We start from the raw sequence: 18,522 nt of genomic DNA, 5'->3' as shown, positions 1-18,522 counted from the left end.
ATGCAGGCATTATTTTTAGCTGGTGGTAAGGGTACTCGTCTTTATCCTCTAACCTATGAAATTCCCAAACCAATGGTTCCGATTATGGGCAAACCATTACTTGAACATAACATGAATCTTTTAAAATTACATGGTATACACGATATTATTTTAAGTATTTGCTATAAACCTGAGTGTATCGAGCAATATTTTGGCAATGGCTCAGCTTTCGGATTAAATATTCGCTATATATCGGAAAACTCCCCACTGGGAACCGGCGGTGCTATAAAAAACTGTGCAAAATTACTTAATGATACTTTTTTTGTCTTTAATGCTGATATCCTGAGCAATATAAATTTCAGCGAAATGCTGCGTTATCACAAGCGTCAGCATGCCGCTGTGACTATTGCCGTAACGCGTGTAGAAGATCCCTCTGCTTACGGTGTCATTGAATATGACAAGAATGGTTATGCATTATCCTTCTGCGAAAAACCGGATCCTAATGAAATAGTCTCCCATTTTATAAATGCCGGTGTGTATATCTTTGAACCGGAGGTTTTGGAACACATACCAACCGGTCACGCTGTTTCTGTTGAAAAGGAAATATTCCCACAGCTTCTACAGGATGGCAAAAAAATTGCTGTATACAGGGGCTGCAATTACTGGCTTGATATTGGTACACCGGAAAAATATGTCCGGGCTAATCGCGACAGCTTCGAAGGGAAATTCTGTCTGGCAGAAACCGATTTTCATCATCGCGCTGTCTATAGTGATGTTAATACTCAAATAAGCCGGTCTGCCATACTGCGTGGACCAATATACATTGGAAAAAATGTCCAGATCAAAGCTGGTGCGGTAGTCGGTCCGCGCGTAATAATCGGCAACAACAGTATAATTGGAGAAAGAAGTGTTATTGCCAACAGTATTTTATGGAATAAAATTACTGTGAAAAACCACGCCCGGATAGATCGCTGCATTATCACTGACAAAAGCATCATAAGCGATACATTTCAAAAAAATATAATAACACCCAGATTAAAAAAATTTATATAAAATTTTTTCGATAGAATATGACATAATATCAGACATACCCACACCAATGAATAAGTACTAATTCCATTTGCCAGTTAGTAATACCGATTTTTCGACAGATATTTTTTTTAATATTTCCAATATTATTTCCAAAAAATTCAATCTAATTTATTGAATTATTAAACATTATTGCATATTGTAAGGAAGTGTTTATCATTAATAATTCTACTTTCAAAATTGCTTTTTTAAGTACCTATCCCCCACAAAAATGCGGTATTGCCACCTTTACCCAGGATCTTATCCGTGAGCTAAAAAAACTTCCTCAAATAACCCCTGTAGTCATAGCGGTACGAGATGATTATTATAAATATGACTCCGATGTTATATTCAGTATTCCTCAGCAGGACCGACAAAGCTATACCGTTATTGCTGACAAAATAAATCTGTCTGATATAGATGCCGTAGTAATTGAACACGAGTATGGTATTTTTGGTGGTGACAGTGGTGAATATCTGCTGGATTTTGTGAATAAATTACAAAAACCATTATTAACAACCCTGCATACTGTTTTACCAAAACCTGAAAAAATTCAACAAAAAATTTTGGCATGTTTATGCGAAAAAAGTAAAAAAATAATCATTATGGCCGAAAATTCCCGTAAATTATTACAGGAAATATATGGAGCTGTTCCTGAAAAAATAGAAAAAATACATCATGGTGTTCCTTATTTTAATTTCCCCAGCCGTGAGACCCTAAAGCAAGAGTTTGGGTTCGAATCGCGCACAATTATATCCACATTTGGTCTTTTAAGTCCAAGCAAAGGAATAGATTATGGTATTGATGCCATCAGACAATCAACACAAAAACATCCTGATATTCTTTATTTAATTTTAGGTCAGACACATCCGGTCATTCGTAAATCATATGGGGAAAGTTATCGTAATTTATTAAAAAAATTAGTTCGCGATTACGATTTGCAAAACAATGTTTCCTTTGTCAACAAATATCTTACTAAGCAAGAGATAGTGCGCTGGCTCAAGCTTTCCGATATTTATATGACCCCATATCTCGGACAAGAACAAGCTGTAAGTGGCACTTTAGCTTACGCCACCGGCTGCGGTCGGGTAATCGTCTCCACGCCTTATCCTTACGCACAGGAAATGCTTGCAGAAGACCGCGGCCTTCTGGCAAAATTTGAGGACAGCATGTCTTTAAGCAATTGTATAAATTATATAATTGAACATCCTGATGAAAAAAAATTAATGGAAGAAAAGACATTATTGTTAGGCAAAGATTTACGCTGGCAGTCGGTCGCCCAGCATTATGCTAAAATATTTCAGACGGTTTGCCATACTTCAAATATTATCATTAAAAGTGAATTGCCTGATGATACTTATATATTTCGCCTGACCGATGATACTGGTATATTTCAGCATGCCCTAAATTCCGTTCCTGATCCTTCTGAGGGCTACACAAGTGATGATAATGCCCGTGCAATGATAATGGCCGGCTGGTTATTTAAAACCACCAGAAATGATAAATATCTTGAGCTGCTTGTAATTTATCTGCGTTTTTTAATTTACGCTCAGTCCAACGGCTGGTTCCGTAATTTTATGGATTACAGCCGCCGTTTTATAGAAGAAAAAGGATCTGAAGACTGTTTTGGCCGATGTGTTTGGTCACTTGGTTTTACGGCGTCACTTAATTGTTTGCCTGCCGATATTCGCAATACTGCGGCCAAATTATTGCAAAATACATTGCCCCATTATAAATCACTTTCATTTATACGGGCCAAAGCTTACTCGATCGTTGGCCTTTCTTTGCTGCACGACCCGGAAAATTTCACAATTGTTAATAAATTAGCTTCCGAACTTGCTCTGGCTTATGATAAGTATGACGAACCGGACTGGCATTGGTTTGACACACAGATTACCTATTGCAATGCTGTTTTACCGGCGGCAATGCTCCATGCTTATTCAGTGACCACTAAAGATACGTATAAATCAATCGGTATAAAAAGTCTGGATTTTTTATTGAAAAAAACTTTTATCGATGATATTTTTCATCCGGTCGGATGCAAGGGTTGGTTAATGAAAGGACAATCCCCTGCTATATATGATGAGCAGCCCGTCGAAGCATGTTCAACTTTATTAGCATGTGTAAAAGCCTATAAAATAACTCATGAACCGATCTATCTGCAGCGTGCCCATAGTTGCTATCAATGGTATCTTGGTAAAAATATTGCCGGCCGTTCTACCATTGACACCCATTCCGGCGGTTGCATTGATGGAATCACTTCCACTGGGCTAAACAAAAATGAAGGCTCAGAAAGCCTTATAGCATGGATACTGGCTGCAACCATCATGACAAGCGGCAGTAATTAAATAACCAATATAAAGGACTGACGCACGAACAGCATTGACCTCATAAAGATGCTACCGTTGTTATACGGCCGTTTTCCTTTCTAAAAATGGATAAACGGAAGTTGCATATTTATGAATTAAATGTCTATGTGTGACAGTCCTTTATGTTCTCCATATCGTTATAATCAAACCATTGCGGCAATATAGCACAATTCATCTTTATTCAGTTTTAACTGCAAAATTTTTTCAAACACACTGGCAGCTTCGGCGACTTTAGACAATTTGTCGGCATCAATTTTTCCGGCTAATTTGCTATTATATTTTATGGTATTATGTATTACCTGACGTTCCAAGGCACAGCCGGTATGGACTATTATTTTTAATTTCTGCGCATTGGAAAAATCACTGTCAAAAAGTTTTTCTAATCTTTCCGTAAACTCTAACAATAAATTAATTACTTTATCAGGATTAAGATACAACAGCATGTCATGCAGCGCATCCCTGCATAAATGTCGCAGTACAACATTATTATCCTTTTTACCCGCTGCAACATGATTTCCTACCATTGGCAGATGACACAACAAAGCATTTTCTCTGCCGCCCAACAAGGTTTCCAGTGGTATAAACGGAGCATCTATCTGGGGATTGACAACACCTACTGAAGCTACGATGTTATATTTTTCCGATAATTTTTTTATATTTTCCTTCATATCATAAAGGCTCAACGGAATAATTTTTATATTAAGTATCCCCGCATTGATCAAAATATCAAAAATTATCTGTTTCAGTTTTTCAGCTGTACCTTCACCGGAACTACAGATAGTGATAATTGCATCACTTTTTTCTGCTTTTTTAGTATCAGGTAAGATCGTACTGTCATCATATCCGCCAAAACTTTTCAATGAATCATATACTGCCGGCAGAGTTATTCCCGCCATATCCACCTTGCGCATTGCCTCTAAAACCAATGGTGTCGTAACCATATTTATTGTCATGACCGGAATATTAAGCTGTTCCTCAATAAGCGCCCCAAAATTACATAATGATCCCATATCAGCCATTAGCAGAACGCCCTGGCTGCAATTTATCGTCCTTAATTTATCGGTTATTTTTCCCAGCATTTCATTAGGTTTACATTCCAGTGGCATATCAAATGGTATCAGCTGTACTTTTGTCGCGCTAAAAAGTTTGCGGGCAACATCACAAACCGAACTTGCCGTATAATTACCATGCATAGCGACCGCTATCACTATTTTATCAGTGATATCTTCTTCCTTTAATGACTGTAGCAGCATGGCAAAATATTCGGTTTCAGAATCTGCAATAACCAGGTCATAATGCTGCTCAATAATTTTTTTTATTTCCTGCGCCAGTTCAAACTCAATGGTAGTTGTATCCACCATACCGGATAAAGAAGAACTGCGCAGCTGTTTTTTTTCTTTTATTCTGGCAAATAGCGAGCTTAAATGCAATCCAAAAGCATACAAAAATCTCTCCTTGGACACTAGATTAATCCGCCGGGCCACAACATCGGCCACTTGTTGAGTAAAATCTACCATATCGGCATCAATAATTTTTAACAATCTATCATGAACCGATAATTTAACATTTTGCTTTTGTTTTATATAAAAATCTTTTAAATATGCATTCACATCGGCAATCATCACTTGCTGGATAACATCATCAGCAATGCCTTCACTTCGCAAAATTTTTACTTTATTTTCAACCATTTGGTAAAGATTAAATTTTTCATCTTCAACTTCTTTAGGCAGTTTCCCCTTACTATTTGGCGTAACATAAAATTCATTGCCAATCGTAGCAGAAATGGCCGCCATGTCCTGCCGTTTAGTGCTCATTGCCAAGATTCCTGATTTTATCTGCTGGGGCAATATATGATAGTCTATTTCTATATATTTACGATTTTTTATATTCAGCAATCCCTGGGCACACAGCAATCGTATATTAGACTCTAATTGACCTACATTTCCCGGCCCGATGCTGCCAATAAGTGCCTTTATGGCATCACCGCTGACTTTTATCGGACGTTTGATAAAATGGGCTTCCTTTAAAAATAATAATTTTGTTATCTCCAGCTTTTCCTCGATTGGGCGCTCTGTTAATGGTGGAATTTGAATAATATTGGGAATACGTCGCTGAAATGTTTTTGTCAAAACAGATTCAGGATCTTCGGTAGTAGCGCAGATAATCAAAACACGTGCTTTTCGTTCCCGTTTGGTTTCTCCCAAGCGATTAAAAGTTCCGGTATCCATAAAGTAAAAAATCATTTCCTGGCCTTCCGGCGGCAGGCGATGAACTTCATCAAGGAATAAGACTCCCTCATCAGCTGATTCGATCAATCCGATTGAATTTGTGTCAGCTCCGGTGAAAGCACCGCGCATATGTCCAAATATATGTGATATCAAAAGCTGTGGGTTATTATAATAATCAGCGCAGTTGAATGTTATAAACGGCGCATCTTTTTTAAATCGTCCTACTTCACAACCATAATCAAACATCATATGGGCAAACAGCGTCTTTCCGACACCGGTTTGACCCAAAATAAGCGTATGAAGACCATCAGGCGGGTAAATTATTGCTGCTTTCGCCTGATCAATTTGCGGTTTTAAACTAGATCCAACGAACTTGCAAAAAGCTGTATTAGAGTGCGTATCATGAATATTATCCGACAAATTATCAGTCTTTTTCTGTCTGACGGTATTCTTAACTTTGCCATCATCATAAAAATATAATACAGGTCGCCCGGTTGATTTACATATCTTCTTTTGACGATAAAGCTCATTGAGCTCACGGCTGACATTACTGCGCAGTATATCCAGCTGCTGAGCTATTGCCGCAGCCGTGACACCCTTTTCTCTTACTCTGCTGTCGTTATATATTCCTTTTATATATGCATATATACGGTCAATACGTTTCATAAAATAAAACTCCCAGTAAATATAATCAGCTTGTCCTATTGGTTCCAATCTATTTTTGCAAATATGTTGATTAAAACTTCTAAATTTTTTTACATTTTATATCGCAACAATAGATAAATGCCGACACATATTATTTTATAATATATATTATCGCAGATATACGGCAGGTTTACAAGGGGCCGAATCTAAACCCGTTTTTATCGCTTGATTTTATCCGTATAACAAAAAATACATGCAAACTGTTGACATTAACATTATCTTTATCTATGGTAATAGAAGGAAAGTAAAATTTCGAAGGGTATGTCAAATGGAACAATCAAACACACGCATAATTTACATTTTTATTGACTTGATTTTACCACTCATTATTGGGTATATACTGCATAAAAAGAAATGGATGGGCATTACGACCTGTAATCTGCTGCTGAAGTTGAATATAAGATTTATTGCCACAGTATTGGCCTTGGGCAGTTTTTGGCTGATGGATATCAACAGTAAATTCCTAAGTATACCACTTTATGGGATTCTGGTATGCATTATCCCTGGACTTCTTTCATATCCTTTAAGCAGGCATCTTAAAAATCCATGCGCTGAAGGCTCTTTTTTACTAACCGGATATCTTTCAAACATCGGCACTCTCGTCGGCTTATGCTGCTTCGTTTTATATGGTGAGATTGGTTTTGCGTATGTACAGGCAGTTGCTATATTTCAAAATATATTTACATTGCTGTTTTGCATTCCTTTAGCCGGTTATTATAAACAGTTATCCCAGGCTCGTTCTTTCAAAGCTTCTTTTAAACCGCAATGGCGCGATATATTCATCAGCTGGAATCAATTGGCTCTCATCGGTGTACTGGCGGGTTTTCTATTATCTATAAATCATGTACCCAGACCAACGATATTTCCTGTGATATTCGATTCATTCGTCCATATCGGTGCATGGATAGGTATGCTGCCAATTGGTTTTCTATTAAAATTTTCAGCTTTAAAATTTTATCTGCGGGAATCTTTAATGATGCTGCCAATAAAATTCATTATCCTGCCATTACTGACTTATACAGTTTTTTCCTTGATAAGTACTGATTCACTTTTCATTAACACAATGACTTTAATAGGTGCTGCACCTGCTGCTATAAATTCTATTGCAATAAGTCAACTTTACAAATTAAATACAAACATGGCTACAGCTATTTTTATGATAACCACAGCCATCTTCTTCATCATTGTATTTCCTGTCTATTATATATTTATTTATCTATAAAACAAAGCCTGGTATCCTTGCTATAATTAACGATTATAACCCCAAAAATATACCATTATAATCTGGAAAACAATAGACTGTCACACAATTAGTATTTGACCATAAAGGTACACATATCCCACTGCCATACAAAATAAGGGCAGTGGTACATATTGTGTATTCATGAATGAAAATGGTAAACTGCGATATTTCTATCTAAAAGCTGTCCTGAAATTTTATCAATACAACCAGATAAACGGCTGCCTGAAAATGACCGATAATATATTTAACAACTTCGCTATGGTTTTATATATGCATACCCTGCCAATTGCAGCTTTACTAATTTAGTCACTCCTGCAGAAGCAATAAATATGTACGGTGGCAGTTCAGACTCGTTTATTTCATTACCGCGCAAAGCATTGCGGCAGACAAAAACTTCAACGCTTTCATGCGTCAAACATTCCATATCATGCAAGACAGCAGAATTATCCGCTGTGTTAAATAAATTCACAGCATCACCATTGACCACTATTTTAATATCATACCTGTCCATTCCGACATCGGCTATAAAATTTTTTACATTGCCAATGACCATCTGCCATTTTGCCATTTCATCAATATGAAATACGATTTTTAATACATCCATCTTATTCTCCCTTAATCTTTATATATGTCTCTACAATACAACAGATACCACCTTAATTTCTATATTCAATAATATTTTAGCATCTCCTTCTCATTCAGTTTACTTAATTTTATTATTTACTTTACTTAATTATAATGTTATACTCTAAGCAATTCAATTATTTTATAAATTTAATTTTGTATTATGGAGATAACTACCATGGAAATCATGGAAAAATTAAAAATTTTATCTGATGCTGCCAAATATGATGTTTCTTGCTCCTCCAGCGGATCAAAACGAAAAAACAGAATCAATGGCCTTGGTAATGCGGCTCCCAGCGGCATTTGTCACAGCTGGGCAGCTGATGGGCGGTGCATTTCTTTACTTAAAATACTCATGACCAATTACTGCATCTATGATTGTGAATACTGCGTCAACCGCCATAGCAATGACATAGTGCGCACCCATCTTTCCCCGGAGGAAGTTGTCGGACTGACCGTACAATTTTACCGCCGCAATTATATTGAAGGACTGTTTTTAAGCTCAGGTATAATAAAATCTCCTGATTATACAACCGAATTACTAATAAAAATAGCCAAGACACTCCGTTTAAAAGAAAATTTTAATGGTTACATACACATGAAAGGTATTCCCGGAACTGATTCCATGTTAATTTATGAACTGGGTAAATATGTTGACCGCATGAGTGTAAACATGGAATTGCCTTCGGAAAGTTCATTAAAGTTGCTGGCTCCGCAAAAAACCAGATCAGCAATCATAACTCCCATGCAATTTATAAAAAATAAACTGACCGAACGCCAAGAAGAAAAACATTTGGTAAAATATGTTCCCAGCTTTATTCCCGCCGGCCAAACTACACAAATGATAATCGGCGCCAGTGGTGAAAATGACCGCCATATTTTAAAACTCAGTGAAGCTTTATATAAAAAAGTTTCATTAAAGCGAGTTTATTATTCCGCTTATGTACCGGTAATGACTGGTAAAAACCTGCCGGCACTGCAAGTTCCGCCGCTGCTGCGGGAAAATCGTCTTTACCAGGCTGATTGGCTGCTGCGTTACTATCATTTCTCTGCAGATGAAATTTTAACTGCTGACAGACCTAATTTCGATTTATCTGTCGATCCAAAAACAAATTGGGCTTTACAAAACTGGCATATTTTCCCGGTTGAAATAAACCGGGCTCCTTATGAGATGCTGCTGCGTGTTCCGGGGATAGGAGTTCGTTCAGCAATGCGCATACGCACATTGCGTCGTTTTGGCAATCTCTCTTATGATGAATTACGCCATATCGGTATCGTCTGGAAACGGGCCCGGCATTTTATTACCTGCTCAGGGAAATATTACGGACTTCGTCGTGATGACCCGCTGCTGATAAAAAAAATACTGCTCTCACAAAAAAACCAGATAATATTTAAACAGTTTAGTCTCTTCGAAGGTCAGGTGTAAACATGTATTATCAATACGATGGCTCCTTTCCCGGTTTTTTATCCGTTGTTTATCAAGCATATCATGATGGAACCAGCCATGTGGAAAAAATAGAAAATAAACGCGCCGGTTCTTCTTTATTCGGTAACGAAAAAATAATAACCAGCAATATAGATCATGCCAGTTCGGTGATTAATTCCTTTCACCAAAAATGTGGTTCAATAGCCGCCCATACACTATACTATGCTTTTATGGCAGAACAGCCGGAACGGGAAATGATTTTATTTTATTATATTTGTACAGCCTTCCGTCATATAGGAACACTGTCAGTCTGCCGACGTGATCCCTGGATACAACAAGTCGAAAAATGGTCGCTGAAAACCAGTAATGAATGCCAGCGTATACTGGGATTACTCCGCTTTAATGAACTTGCCGCCGGAATGCTTTACGCCATCATCAAACCAGATTACAATATTGTCCCACTCATCGCCGGACACTTTACCAATCGTTTACCCGCAGAGGAATGGGCCATTCATGATATTCACCGCCATATAGCGGCTTATTATAATAAAAAAACTTTACTCATAACTGAGATTACCGAACCTAAACATAATCTTGACTACAGTAAGGACGAACAAAAATTCCGTCAAATGTGGTGCCAATATTACCGCAGTATTGCCATCGAAGAAAGAGAAAATCCCAGGCTGCGCCGTTCATTCATGCCTGAAAAATACTGGCCTTATTTGACAGAAATGACTGCTGACCAGACACTGCAAAATTAAATTTATTTACCCTTCAGTGGAAAAAGTTGGTTTTGTGCTTGCAGATATAAAAGAGAGTTGTTATAATATATAGGCATGTTAATTGCGGTTGTAGCTCACATGGATAGAGCGGCCGCCTCCTAAGCGGCAGGTAGCCAGTTCGACTCTGGCCAATCGCACCAGTTAAATGAGCCTTCTGATTTCTCGGGAGGCTTTTTGTTATGTCTCACTCGAATATTTTTCACTCCTGATACTATCAAAACGAAAACCTTTTTCTCAATCAACATGCCATGTAGAATAGATATGCTGCAATGTTTTACCTTCAAAAATATCGATCAATAGTCGAATATATTGAATTTCTTAGACTTGGACATGGTCATTGTAGAAAAGTTAATTAATAAACGGCCCTGTTTTACCTGATTATTGACTTCATAGCTGGTTTTAGTATCATTATTCTTCCTTGATTTTTAGATTTTAGGAAAAGAAATATCTATGACCAAATATTTTATTTCTCCATATATAGAATTAAATAACAATTTATGCTATAATAATACACGTTGTGATATTTATAGGGTATTCGGGGTATTAGCTCAGGGGGAGAGCGCTTGATTCACATTCAAGAGGTCGGTGGTTCGAAACCACCATGCCCTACCAGTAAAATCACTATTTATAAAGGTATCAGCATAATCGAAACACGAAATTAGGAATTTGATGTAAACCGGCAGAGTTTTTTTGCCGGTTATTTTATTACAAATTTTTAAGGAGATGTAATATTTGAAAAAATTAGTATCTGCTATTGTTGTTCTCTCAATATTTTTCGCCGGATTTTTACTTGGCTGCAGTAATAAGACAATTTCGCATGAAAATGCCCTTGTAAACAAAACAGCCTCTGCACAAGCAGTCCTGCCGGGTGAAATAGACCATCCCAATATCGTAAATGCTGCCGGAACAATCGAAGTTGCCTTTAGTCCCAATGGTGGTGCGACAGATACCGTAATAAAAGCAATAAATGAAGCCCATAGCACTATTAAGGTACAGGCTTATCTTTTTACTTCTACACCTATCGCAAAAGCTCTGTTGAATGCTCAAAAGCGTGGCGTCATTGTAAAAATAATTTTGGATAAAAGTAATGAAACAGAAAAATATTCTGCTGCCAAATTTTTTATCGATAATAAAATCCCTGTCAAAATTGATCATGATTTTGCTATAGCTCATAGCAAAGTTATGATAATAGATGACAGTACGATTATCACAGGATCATTTAATTTTACTAAGGCTGCCGAAAAAAACAATGCCGAAAACGTTTTAATAATTCGCGGCAATAAAAAGTTAGCCGATTATTATAATGAAAATTGGCAATGGCGCTGGGATAATACGCAAAGTTATAACTGAAAATCCTGCTGCGGCTGATATCAGTTGCAGCAGGATTTATTATTGATTAATTTTTCTATTTTATTTTTATTCCAAAATGAATCTTCCCAATAAAAATATTCATCTTTTCGTTTTTTGAAAATACGAAACGGAATTTCATCAGAATTATCATAAATATGACAAATATCGCATACCTCTAGTAACTGCGGTATTTGTGCTAATGCCTTTTTGTAACGGCTGATGATTTTATCCTGCGGAACATCATGTCCACCGGCTGCCTTACGCACACGCACCCGTATGATATTAATTTGTGGGTCGATAGTAAGCACATATATGCAGCGTATAAAAAATCCTGCTTTTCTTGCCCGTTTTAAAAGTTCTATATTTCTTGACGTTGATAATACCGTTTCAAAGGTGAAACTCATCTGACGGTTTATTAATGTATTCCTCAATTTTTCAGCTTTTTGCGCTGCCTGCAGTGCAGTACACTGCAAAGCCGCTTTTATATCATCGGCATTTATATAAGGCTGTATTATATTGACCATTTGTATAACAGTGCTCTTACCACTGCCATTAGGCCCTGCCACTACTATTATTTCAGGTTTTTTAAGCATATTCTTTTCTTCCATCAGGGTACTCGATATAAGGTACATTCTTCTCATGGTCATATTTTGCAATGGGTTGACCTTTTATTTTCTTTATTTCATTACCAATACGTACTGCTTCCCGAAATCTGACCGTAAGTTCATCATCAGATAAACCACAGGTAAAATCAAGTTCATTTGTATTTTCCATAATAATATCCTCCCTTATATTATTATATATCATTTACTGATTTTTTTACATAAAATTTCGTCACAGATACGTCTGATTGTCTTAAAATGTATTATATATTTATCATAACTTCTAATTATAAAAAATAGGAACTTCTGTACCCAAGGAAATTTTCCCGGTACAGAAGTTCCTATCATATCTGGTAATTTAACCTAATCAGCCAAGTACTACCATTGGTTCGCCAACTTTTACACTTTGTCCTGATTCAACATTTACAGCTTTCACTGTACCTGCAGACGGTGCAGTTATTTCATTCTGCATTTTCATAGCTTCGAGAATGAGAACAACATCGCCGGCTTTTACAATCTGACCTACTGAAGCCATAACTTTAACGATTTTACCTGGCATTGGAGCTGCTATTGTAGTTCCACCTGCCGGAGCTGCTGCCGGAGCCGGAGCTGCTGCTTTAGGAGCAGGTGCTGCCGCTGGAGCTGCCGGTGCAGCAACTGCTTTAGGAGCAGATGCTGCTGTATTTTTAACTTCTTCAACTTCAACTTCATAAGAAGCGCCATTTACAGTAATATTAAACTTTTTCACAAGATATTCCCCCATAAAATGTAGATTTCTTTTTTATAATATTAAGCAGTCAGACAGCTGCCCGACGCCCTGCCATAGTCCAGATGTCACTGCGCTTAATACTTATCGCTCTGACTTTCTGTCCAGTAGCTGCTTCAATTGCTGCGGTTATTACCGCAACGATTTCTTCACTTACCTTACTATTCTTTTCCATCAATCGCACATCCTTTTATTATAATGGTACATTGCCATGTTTTTTAGCCGGACGGCTTTCACATTTGCTAGCAAGCATGTTTAACGCAGTAATAATGCGCGGTCTCGTTTCTGATGGTTCAATAACCATATCGACATAACCACGTTCAGCTGCCTTATATGGTGTAGCAAATTCTTCAATATATTCAGCTGTTTTTTGCTTGACGTCAGGATCCCTGCGGAAAATGATATTAGCAGCACCAGCCGGTCCCATAACAGCTATTTCAGCTGTTGGCCATGCCATTACCTGATCTGCACCTAAGTCACGCGAACACATGGCGAGGTAAGATCCACCATATGCTTTACGTGTAATGACGGTTACCTTTGGAACTGTGGCTTCGCTGTATGCATAAAGCATTTTTGCACCATGGCGAATGATTCCGCCGTATTCTTGGTCAGTTCCTGGTAAAAAGCCCGGTACGTCAACTAAATTTACAATAGGAAGATTGAACGCATCACAAAAACGAATAAATCTTGCTGATTTATCTGATGCATTAATATCAAGACTCCTGCCATAACATTTGGCTGATTGGCTATTATGCCAACGCTGCGCCCATCAAAATGAGCAAAACAGGTTATAATATTTTTTGCATAATGTGCCTGTGATTCATAGAATTCACCATTATCCACCAATGAGCGGATTACATCCTTCATATCATATGGCATATTAGGATTATCCGGAACAACTGTATCTAAAGATTCATCCATGCGGGATGGATCATCTCCCGTATCAACCGTCGGAGCATCATCCATATTATTACTCGGCAGAAAACTGAGCAGATAACGAATCTGGTTTATACAGTCCTGTTCATTTTCAGCGGCAAAATGAGCTACACCAGATGTGGTATTATGAGTCATAGCCCCGCCGAGCTGTTCAGCAGTTACTTCTTCAGCAGTTACCGACTTTATTACGGCAGGACCGGTTATAAACATTTGGCTGGTCTTTTTTACCATAAAGACAAAATCAGTCAAAGCTGGTGAATATACAGCACCACCAGCACATGGTCCCATGATTACAGAAATCTGTGGGATTACACCTGAAGCCATTGTATTTCTGAGGAAGATTCCACCATATCCGCTTAAAGCATCCACGGCTTCTTGTATACGTGCACCACCCGAGTCATTAATACCAATAAATGGTGCACCCATTTTTATAGCAAGATCTTGTACTTTCCAAATCTTCTTTGCATGCATTTCACCAAGTGATCCACCTTCAACGGTAAAATCTTCAGCAAAAGCATATACTAAGCGCCCATCAATAGTACCATACCCTGTAACAACACCTTCACCCGGCAGATCTTTCTTTTCCTGCCCGAAATTAGTGCAGCGATGTTTTACAAACTGATCTAATTCGACAAAAGTCCCTTCATCGAACAAAAGATTTATACGTTCGCGGGCTGTCATTTTGCCTTTAGCATGCTGCTTTTCAATACGTTTTGGACCGCCGCCCTGCATGATATGTTCTTTTTTAGCATTCATGAGGTCGATTCTTTCTTGAACTGTGGCCAAAATTATACCTCCTTTAATTACTCAATTATGCCATATTATCAGGCACTTACTTATATTAATCACAAAATAGTGTGTATTGCTATAATAAAATCAACCTTTGCGCTGACAAAGTTCAAGTAAAACGCCACTGGCTTTAGGATGAATAAAAGCGATAGATGAACCACCTGCACCATAGCGGGGTTTTTCATCAATCATGCGAACACCCTTAGCTTTAAGGTCGGCAATAGCCTTTTCAATATTATCTACACGAAGCGCAATATGCTGAATACCCTGACGGCCACCATTTTTTTCTATAAACTTAGCAATTGGGCCATCTGGAGCTGTAGATTCCAAAAGTTCTATTTCAGCTTCTCCTGTTGGAATAAATGCAGTTTTTACTTTTTGTTCAGCTACTTCTTCTTCACCGGTGCATTTCAAACCAAGCACATCAGTATAAAATTTCTTTGCTGTTTCTAAGTTTGGCACAGCTATACCAATATGATCAACGCATTCAACTTTAAACATTAAAATGACCTCCAGTAAACTTAACTCATTTTTTTAACAACTCGTTCAGTAATTCACGAACGATGGTATACGGATCGTTTTTTCGCAATTCGATATCACTTAAGTAATTATCCAGTCTGCCGCTATCTACTATATTTTTAGTTATATAGCTGCCAATGGATGATTTAAGAAGCTCCAAAAGCTCTGTCCTGATTCTTTCATGACGCCGCCGCACTAACAATCCTGTTTCTTTTATATGTGTATAATGCTTATCAATTAACGCTATCAGTTCATTGATGCCTTCACCTTGATTAGCAATTACTTTTTGAATCGGTGGACGCCATTCAAGCATGCTGCCATCAAGATCAAGCATCATATTAAGTTCAGCCTGCAGCTTATCAGCACCTTCATGATCAGCCTTATTGATGGCAAATACATCTCCAATTTCCAGTATGCCCGCTTTTATCGCCTGGATATCATCTCCCATGCCTGGTATGAGTACTACCATCGTAGTATCAGCAGCCTTTACAATATCGACTTCTGATTGTCCTACTCCAACTGTTTCCACAAAAATAATATCTTTACCAAAAGCATCAAGAGCTTTCACAGCATCAGCGGTTTTATGGGATAAACCGCCCAGGCTGCCACGAGTTCCCATACTGCGAATGAAAACCCCCTTATCCAAAGTGAGCCCATTCATTCTAATTCGATCACCCAATATAGCACCACCGGAAAACGGGCTTGTCGGATCAACCGCAATAATGCCAACTGTTTTCCCCATTTTTCTATATTCACGGGCAAGCTTGTCAGTCAAGGTCGATTTTCCAGCACCAGGAGGACCTGTAATACCAAGAACAAATGCATGTCCTGTATGAGGATAAAGCTCTCTCATAATTGCCGAAGCTTCTTCATATTCATTTTCTATCGCCGTTATTGTCCGAGATAACGCCAAGCGCGACCCGGTTAAAAGTTCCTTTACCGTATCTATACCTAACACCACCTTTGATATAAACATCTTGCCCTCTCCTAATGGGCAAGAGGGCAAGACGACACACTATTATTTTTTCACGTGTGTTTTAATAAACTCTACAATATCTCCGGTCGGCGTGCCAGGGGTAAATACTTCAGCGATGCCAGCCTTTTTCAAAGCCGGTATATCACCTTCCGGAATTACACCACCGCCGATAATCAGTGTATCTTTCATGCCGTTAGCACGGACAAGTTCAACTACTTTTGGGAAAAGATGCGGATGTGCGCCTGACAAAATACTCATAGCAACAACATCGACGTCTTCCTGCAGAGCAGCTTCAGCAATTTGTTCAGGTGTCTGGCGAAGTCCTGTATAAATAACTTCAAAACCGGCATCACGCAGCGCCCGCGCTACTACTTTTGCACCACGATCATGTCCGTCAAGTCCAGGTTTTGCAACTAATACTCTTATATGTTTTTCCATCATTATTCCCTCCGACAATCTCTATATTATAAGTTTGTATGTGCTTCGTATTCACCGAATACTTTACGCATTACGCCGCAGATTTCACCTAAAGTAGCGTAAACTCGAACTGCATTGAGAATATGAGGCATAAGATTTTCATTCGTATCGTCACAAGCAGCTTCCAAATCAGCAAGTGCCTTTTTAACAGCATCATTATCACGTTTTGCTTTCATTGCAGCCAATTTGCCTTTTTGCTTTTCACCTACAGAAGCATCTACTCTTAAGAGACCTTCAACAGGTTTTTCTTCAACCTGGAATTTATTGACTCCGACGATAGTTTTGGCACCAGATTCAACATCCATCTGCCATTTGTAAGCGCTGTCCTGGATTTCTTTTTGAATATAACCTTGTTCGATAGCCGAAACAGCACCGCCGATTTCATCAATTTTCTTGATGTAATCCCACGCTTCTGCTTCAATTTTATTAGTCATTGCTTCAACATAATATGAACCAGCTAACGGATCAATAACATCAGCTAAACCACTTTCATATGCAACAATCTGCTGCGTGCGAAGAGCAACCATAACTGATTCTTCCGTTGGCAGTGCCAATGCTTCATCACGGGAATTGGTATGCAATGATTGTGTACCACCCATCACGGCAGCAGCTGTCTGCAAAGCAACACGGACAATATTATTGTTTGGCTGTTGTGCAGTGAGCATGGATCCTGCTGTCTGTGTATGGAAACGCAATTTCATTGATTTTTCTTTTTTTGCATGGAAACGTTCTTTCATGACTTTTGCCCAGATGCGGCGCGAAGCACGGAATTTAGCAACTTCTTCAAGAAGATTATTATGGGCATTCCAGAAGAAGGACAAACGACCGGCAAAAGCGTCAACATCAAGACCTGCTTTTATGGCGGCTTCAACATAAGCTATGCCATCGCTGATAGTAAAAGCAATTTCCTGGGATGCTGTTGAACCTGCTTCACGAATATGGTAACCGGAAATAGAAATTGTATTCCATTTCGGTACATTTTTCGAACAATATTCAAAAATATTAGTAATAAGACGCATGGAAGGACGTGGTGGGAAAATATATGTTCCACGGGCCGAATATTCTTTTAATATATCATTTTGGATTGTACCTTTGAGTTGATCAGGACTTACACCTTGTTTTTCACCAACAGCAATGTACATAGCCAAAAGTACTGATGCTGGTGCATTAATTGTCATTGATGTTGACACTTTACCAAGATCAATTTTATCAAACAAAACTTCCATATCAGCCAAAGAGTCGATAGCAACACCGACTTTACCTACTTCACCTTCAGAAATAGGATCATCGGAATCATAACCTATCTGTGTAGGTAAATCAAATGCGCATGAAAGTCCCGAAGCACCTGATTCAATCAAATAGCGATAGCGTTTATTTGATTCTTCAGCAGTAGAAAATCCGGCATACATACGCATAGTCCAGAAACGACCGCGATACATCGTCGGCTGAACACCACGAGTATAAGGATATACACCAGGAAAGCTGATATCATCAGCGTAATCAGTATCTTTTATATCAAGTGGTGTGTAAAGGCGTTGTTCAGGTAAATGCGCGCGTTCCGGAAATTTTGCAGTTGCTTTTTCTACGCTGGCATTATAGGCGTCTAATTCAGCTTGAATCTTTTCTTTTTCAGTACTCATAGTTATTTTTCCTCCTGGATTTTTATTTATTCGGATATATATT

The 18,522-nt window shown here is 38.3% G+C and carries 16 protein-coding genes, 2 tRNA genes and 1 pseudogene; 8 read left to right on the top strand and 11 right to left on the bottom strand.

Features of this window, described 5'->3' with window-relative positions:
• On the top strand, positions 1-1,032 hold the full coding sequence (locus I6751_RS07745; protein ID WP_182188181.1) for a sugar phosphate nucleotidyltransferase: 1,032 nt from the start codon (positions 1-3) through the stop codon (positions 1,030-1,032).
• Between the two features lie 185 nt (positions 1,033-1,217).
• Positions 1,218-3,395, top strand: coding sequence for a glycosyltransferase family 4 protein (locus I6751_RS07740; protein WP_330998623.1), 2,178 nt, complete (start codon positions 1,218-1,220; stop codon positions 3,393-3,395).
• A gap of 164 nt (positions 3,396-3,559) precedes the next feature.
• On the opposite strand, the gene I6751_RS07735 is transcribed toward I6751_RS07740, so the two are convergent.
• The gene (locus tag I6751_RS07735; RefSeq protein ID WP_196591140.1) at positions 3,560-6,310 is read right to left on the bottom strand and encodes a sigma-54-dependent transcriptional regulator; all 2,751 of its coding nucleotides are present in this window, start codon (positions 6,308-6,310) and stop codon (positions 3,560-3,562) included.
• Positions 6,311-6,617: 307 nt separating this feature from the next.
• Here I6751_RS07735 and I6751_RS07730 point away from each other — a divergent pair, with 307 nt between their 5' ends.
• Positions 6,618-7,571 (top strand): AEC family transporter, encoded by a 954-nt coding sequence (locus tag I6751_RS07730; protein ID WP_196591139.1) that lies wholly within the window; start codon positions 6,618-6,620, stop codon positions 7,569-7,571.
• 277 nt (positions 7,572-7,848) lie between these two features.
• On the opposite strand, the gene I6751_RS07725 is transcribed toward I6751_RS07730, so the two are convergent.
• Positions 7,849-8,196 carry a DsrE family protein gene (locus I6751_RS07725; RefSeq protein ID WP_196591138.1) on the bottom strand — a complete coding sequence of 116 codons (348 nt, stop codon included), beginning with the start codon at positions 8,194-8,196 and terminating at the stop codon, positions 7,849-7,851.
• 198 nt (positions 8,197-8,394) lie between these two features.
• Between I6751_RS07725 and I6751_RS07720 the strand changes: the two genes are divergently transcribed.
• The 5 genes from I6751_RS07720 to I6751_RS07700 all read left to right on the top strand — a co-directional run bounded on the left by I6751_RS07720 (position 8,395) and on the right by I6751_RS07700 (position 11,774).
• Positions 8,395-9,642, top strand: a complete 1,248-nt coding sequence (locus I6751_RS07720) for a putative DNA modification/repair radical SAM protein (protein ID WP_196591137.1) — start codon at positions 8,395-8,397, stop codon at positions 9,640-9,642.
• A gap of 2 nt (positions 9,643-9,644) precedes the next feature.
• The gene (locus I6751_RS07715; protein WP_196591136.1) at positions 9,645-10,403 is read left to right on the top strand and encodes a TIGR03915 family putative DNA repair protein; all 759 of its coding nucleotides are present in this window, start codon (positions 9,645-9,647) and stop codon (positions 10,401-10,403) included.
• Between the two features lie 84 nt (positions 10,404-10,487).
• Positions 10,488-10,564, top strand: a tRNA-Arg gene (locus I6751_RS07710).
• A gap of 397 nt (positions 10,565-10,961) precedes the next feature.
• Positions 10,962-11,036 (top strand) — tRNA-Val (locus I6751_RS07705).
• A 120-nt stretch (positions 11,037-11,156) separates the two neighbouring features.
• The gene (locus I6751_RS07700) at positions 11,157-11,774 is read left to right on the top strand and encodes a phospholipase D family nuclease (RefSeq protein ID WP_196591135.1); all 618 of its coding nucleotides are present in this window, start codon (positions 11,157-11,159) and stop codon (positions 11,772-11,774) included.
• Between the two features lie 20 nt (positions 11,775-11,794).
• Here the strand turns inward: I6751_RS07700 and I6751_RS07695 are convergent, their stop codons facing one another.
• The 9 genes and pseudogenes from I6751_RS07695 to I6751_RS07655 all read right to left on the bottom strand — a co-directional run bounded on the left by I6751_RS07695 (position 11,795) and on the right by I6751_RS07655 (position 18,479).
• Positions 11,795-12,367 carry a zeta toxin family protein gene (locus I6751_RS07695; protein WP_196591180.1) on the bottom strand — a complete coding sequence of 191 codons (573 nt, stop codon included), beginning with the start codon at positions 12,365-12,367 and terminating at the stop codon, positions 11,795-11,797.
• Positions 12,360-12,548: a hypothetical protein gene (locus I6751_RS07690; protein ID WP_182188163.1), complete on the bottom strand. Its 189-nt coding sequence runs from the start codon at positions 12,546-12,548 to the stop codon at positions 12,360-12,362. Before I6751_RS07690 ends, I6751_RS07695 begins: the two co-directional genes overlap by 8 nt.
• 195 nt (positions 12,549-12,743) lie before the next feature.
• Positions 12,744-13,124, bottom strand: a complete 381-nt coding sequence (locus I6751_RS07685; RefSeq protein ID WP_196591134.1) for a biotin/lipoyl-containing protein — start codon at positions 13,122-13,124, stop codon at positions 12,744-12,746.
• Positions 13,125-13,173: 49 nt separating this feature from the next.
• The gene (locus I6751_RS07680) at positions 13,174-13,317 is read right to left on the bottom strand and encodes a hypothetical protein (protein ID WP_182188161.1); all 144 of its coding nucleotides are present in this window, start codon (positions 13,315-13,317) and stop codon (positions 13,174-13,176) included.
• A gap of 18 nt (positions 13,318-13,335) precedes the next feature.
• A pseudogene (gene mmdA, locus I6751_RS07675) lies at positions 13,336-14,864 on the bottom strand (methylmalonyl-CoA decarboxylase subunit alpha).
• Between the two features lie 90 nt (positions 14,865-14,954).
• Positions 14,955-15,368, bottom strand: a complete 414-nt coding sequence (gene mce / locus I6751_RS07670) for a methylmalonyl-CoA epimerase (RefSeq protein WP_182188159.1) — start codon at positions 15,366-15,368, stop codon at positions 14,955-14,957.
• 25 nt (positions 15,369-15,393) lie between these two features.
• Complete coding sequence (gene meaB, locus I6751_RS07665; RefSeq protein ID WP_196591179.1) at positions 15,394-16,335, bottom strand: methylmalonyl Co-A mutase-associated GTPase MeaB; 942 nt, start codon at positions 16,333-16,335, stop codon at positions 15,394-15,396.
• Positions 16,336-16,404: 69 nt separating this feature from the next.
• Positions 16,405-16,800 (bottom strand): cobalamin B12-binding domain-containing protein, encoded by a 396-nt coding sequence (locus I6751_RS07660; protein ID WP_182188633.1) that lies wholly within the window; start codon positions 16,798-16,800, stop codon positions 16,405-16,407.
• A 26-nt stretch (positions 16,801-16,826) separates the two neighbouring features.
• Positions 16,827-18,479, bottom strand: a complete 1,653-nt coding sequence (locus I6751_RS07655; protein WP_182188158.1) for an acyl-CoA mutase large subunit family protein — start codon at positions 18,477-18,479, stop codon at positions 16,827-16,829.
• Positions 18,480-18,522 lie beyond the last annotated feature (43 nt).

This window comes from Pectinatus frisingensis, from assembly GCF_015732285.1.
Lineage (GTDB): Bacteria > Bacillota > Negativicutes > Selenomonadales > Selenomonadaceae > Pectinatus > Pectinatus frisingensis.
This window is presented reverse-complemented; position numbering and strand designations above follow the sequence as displayed.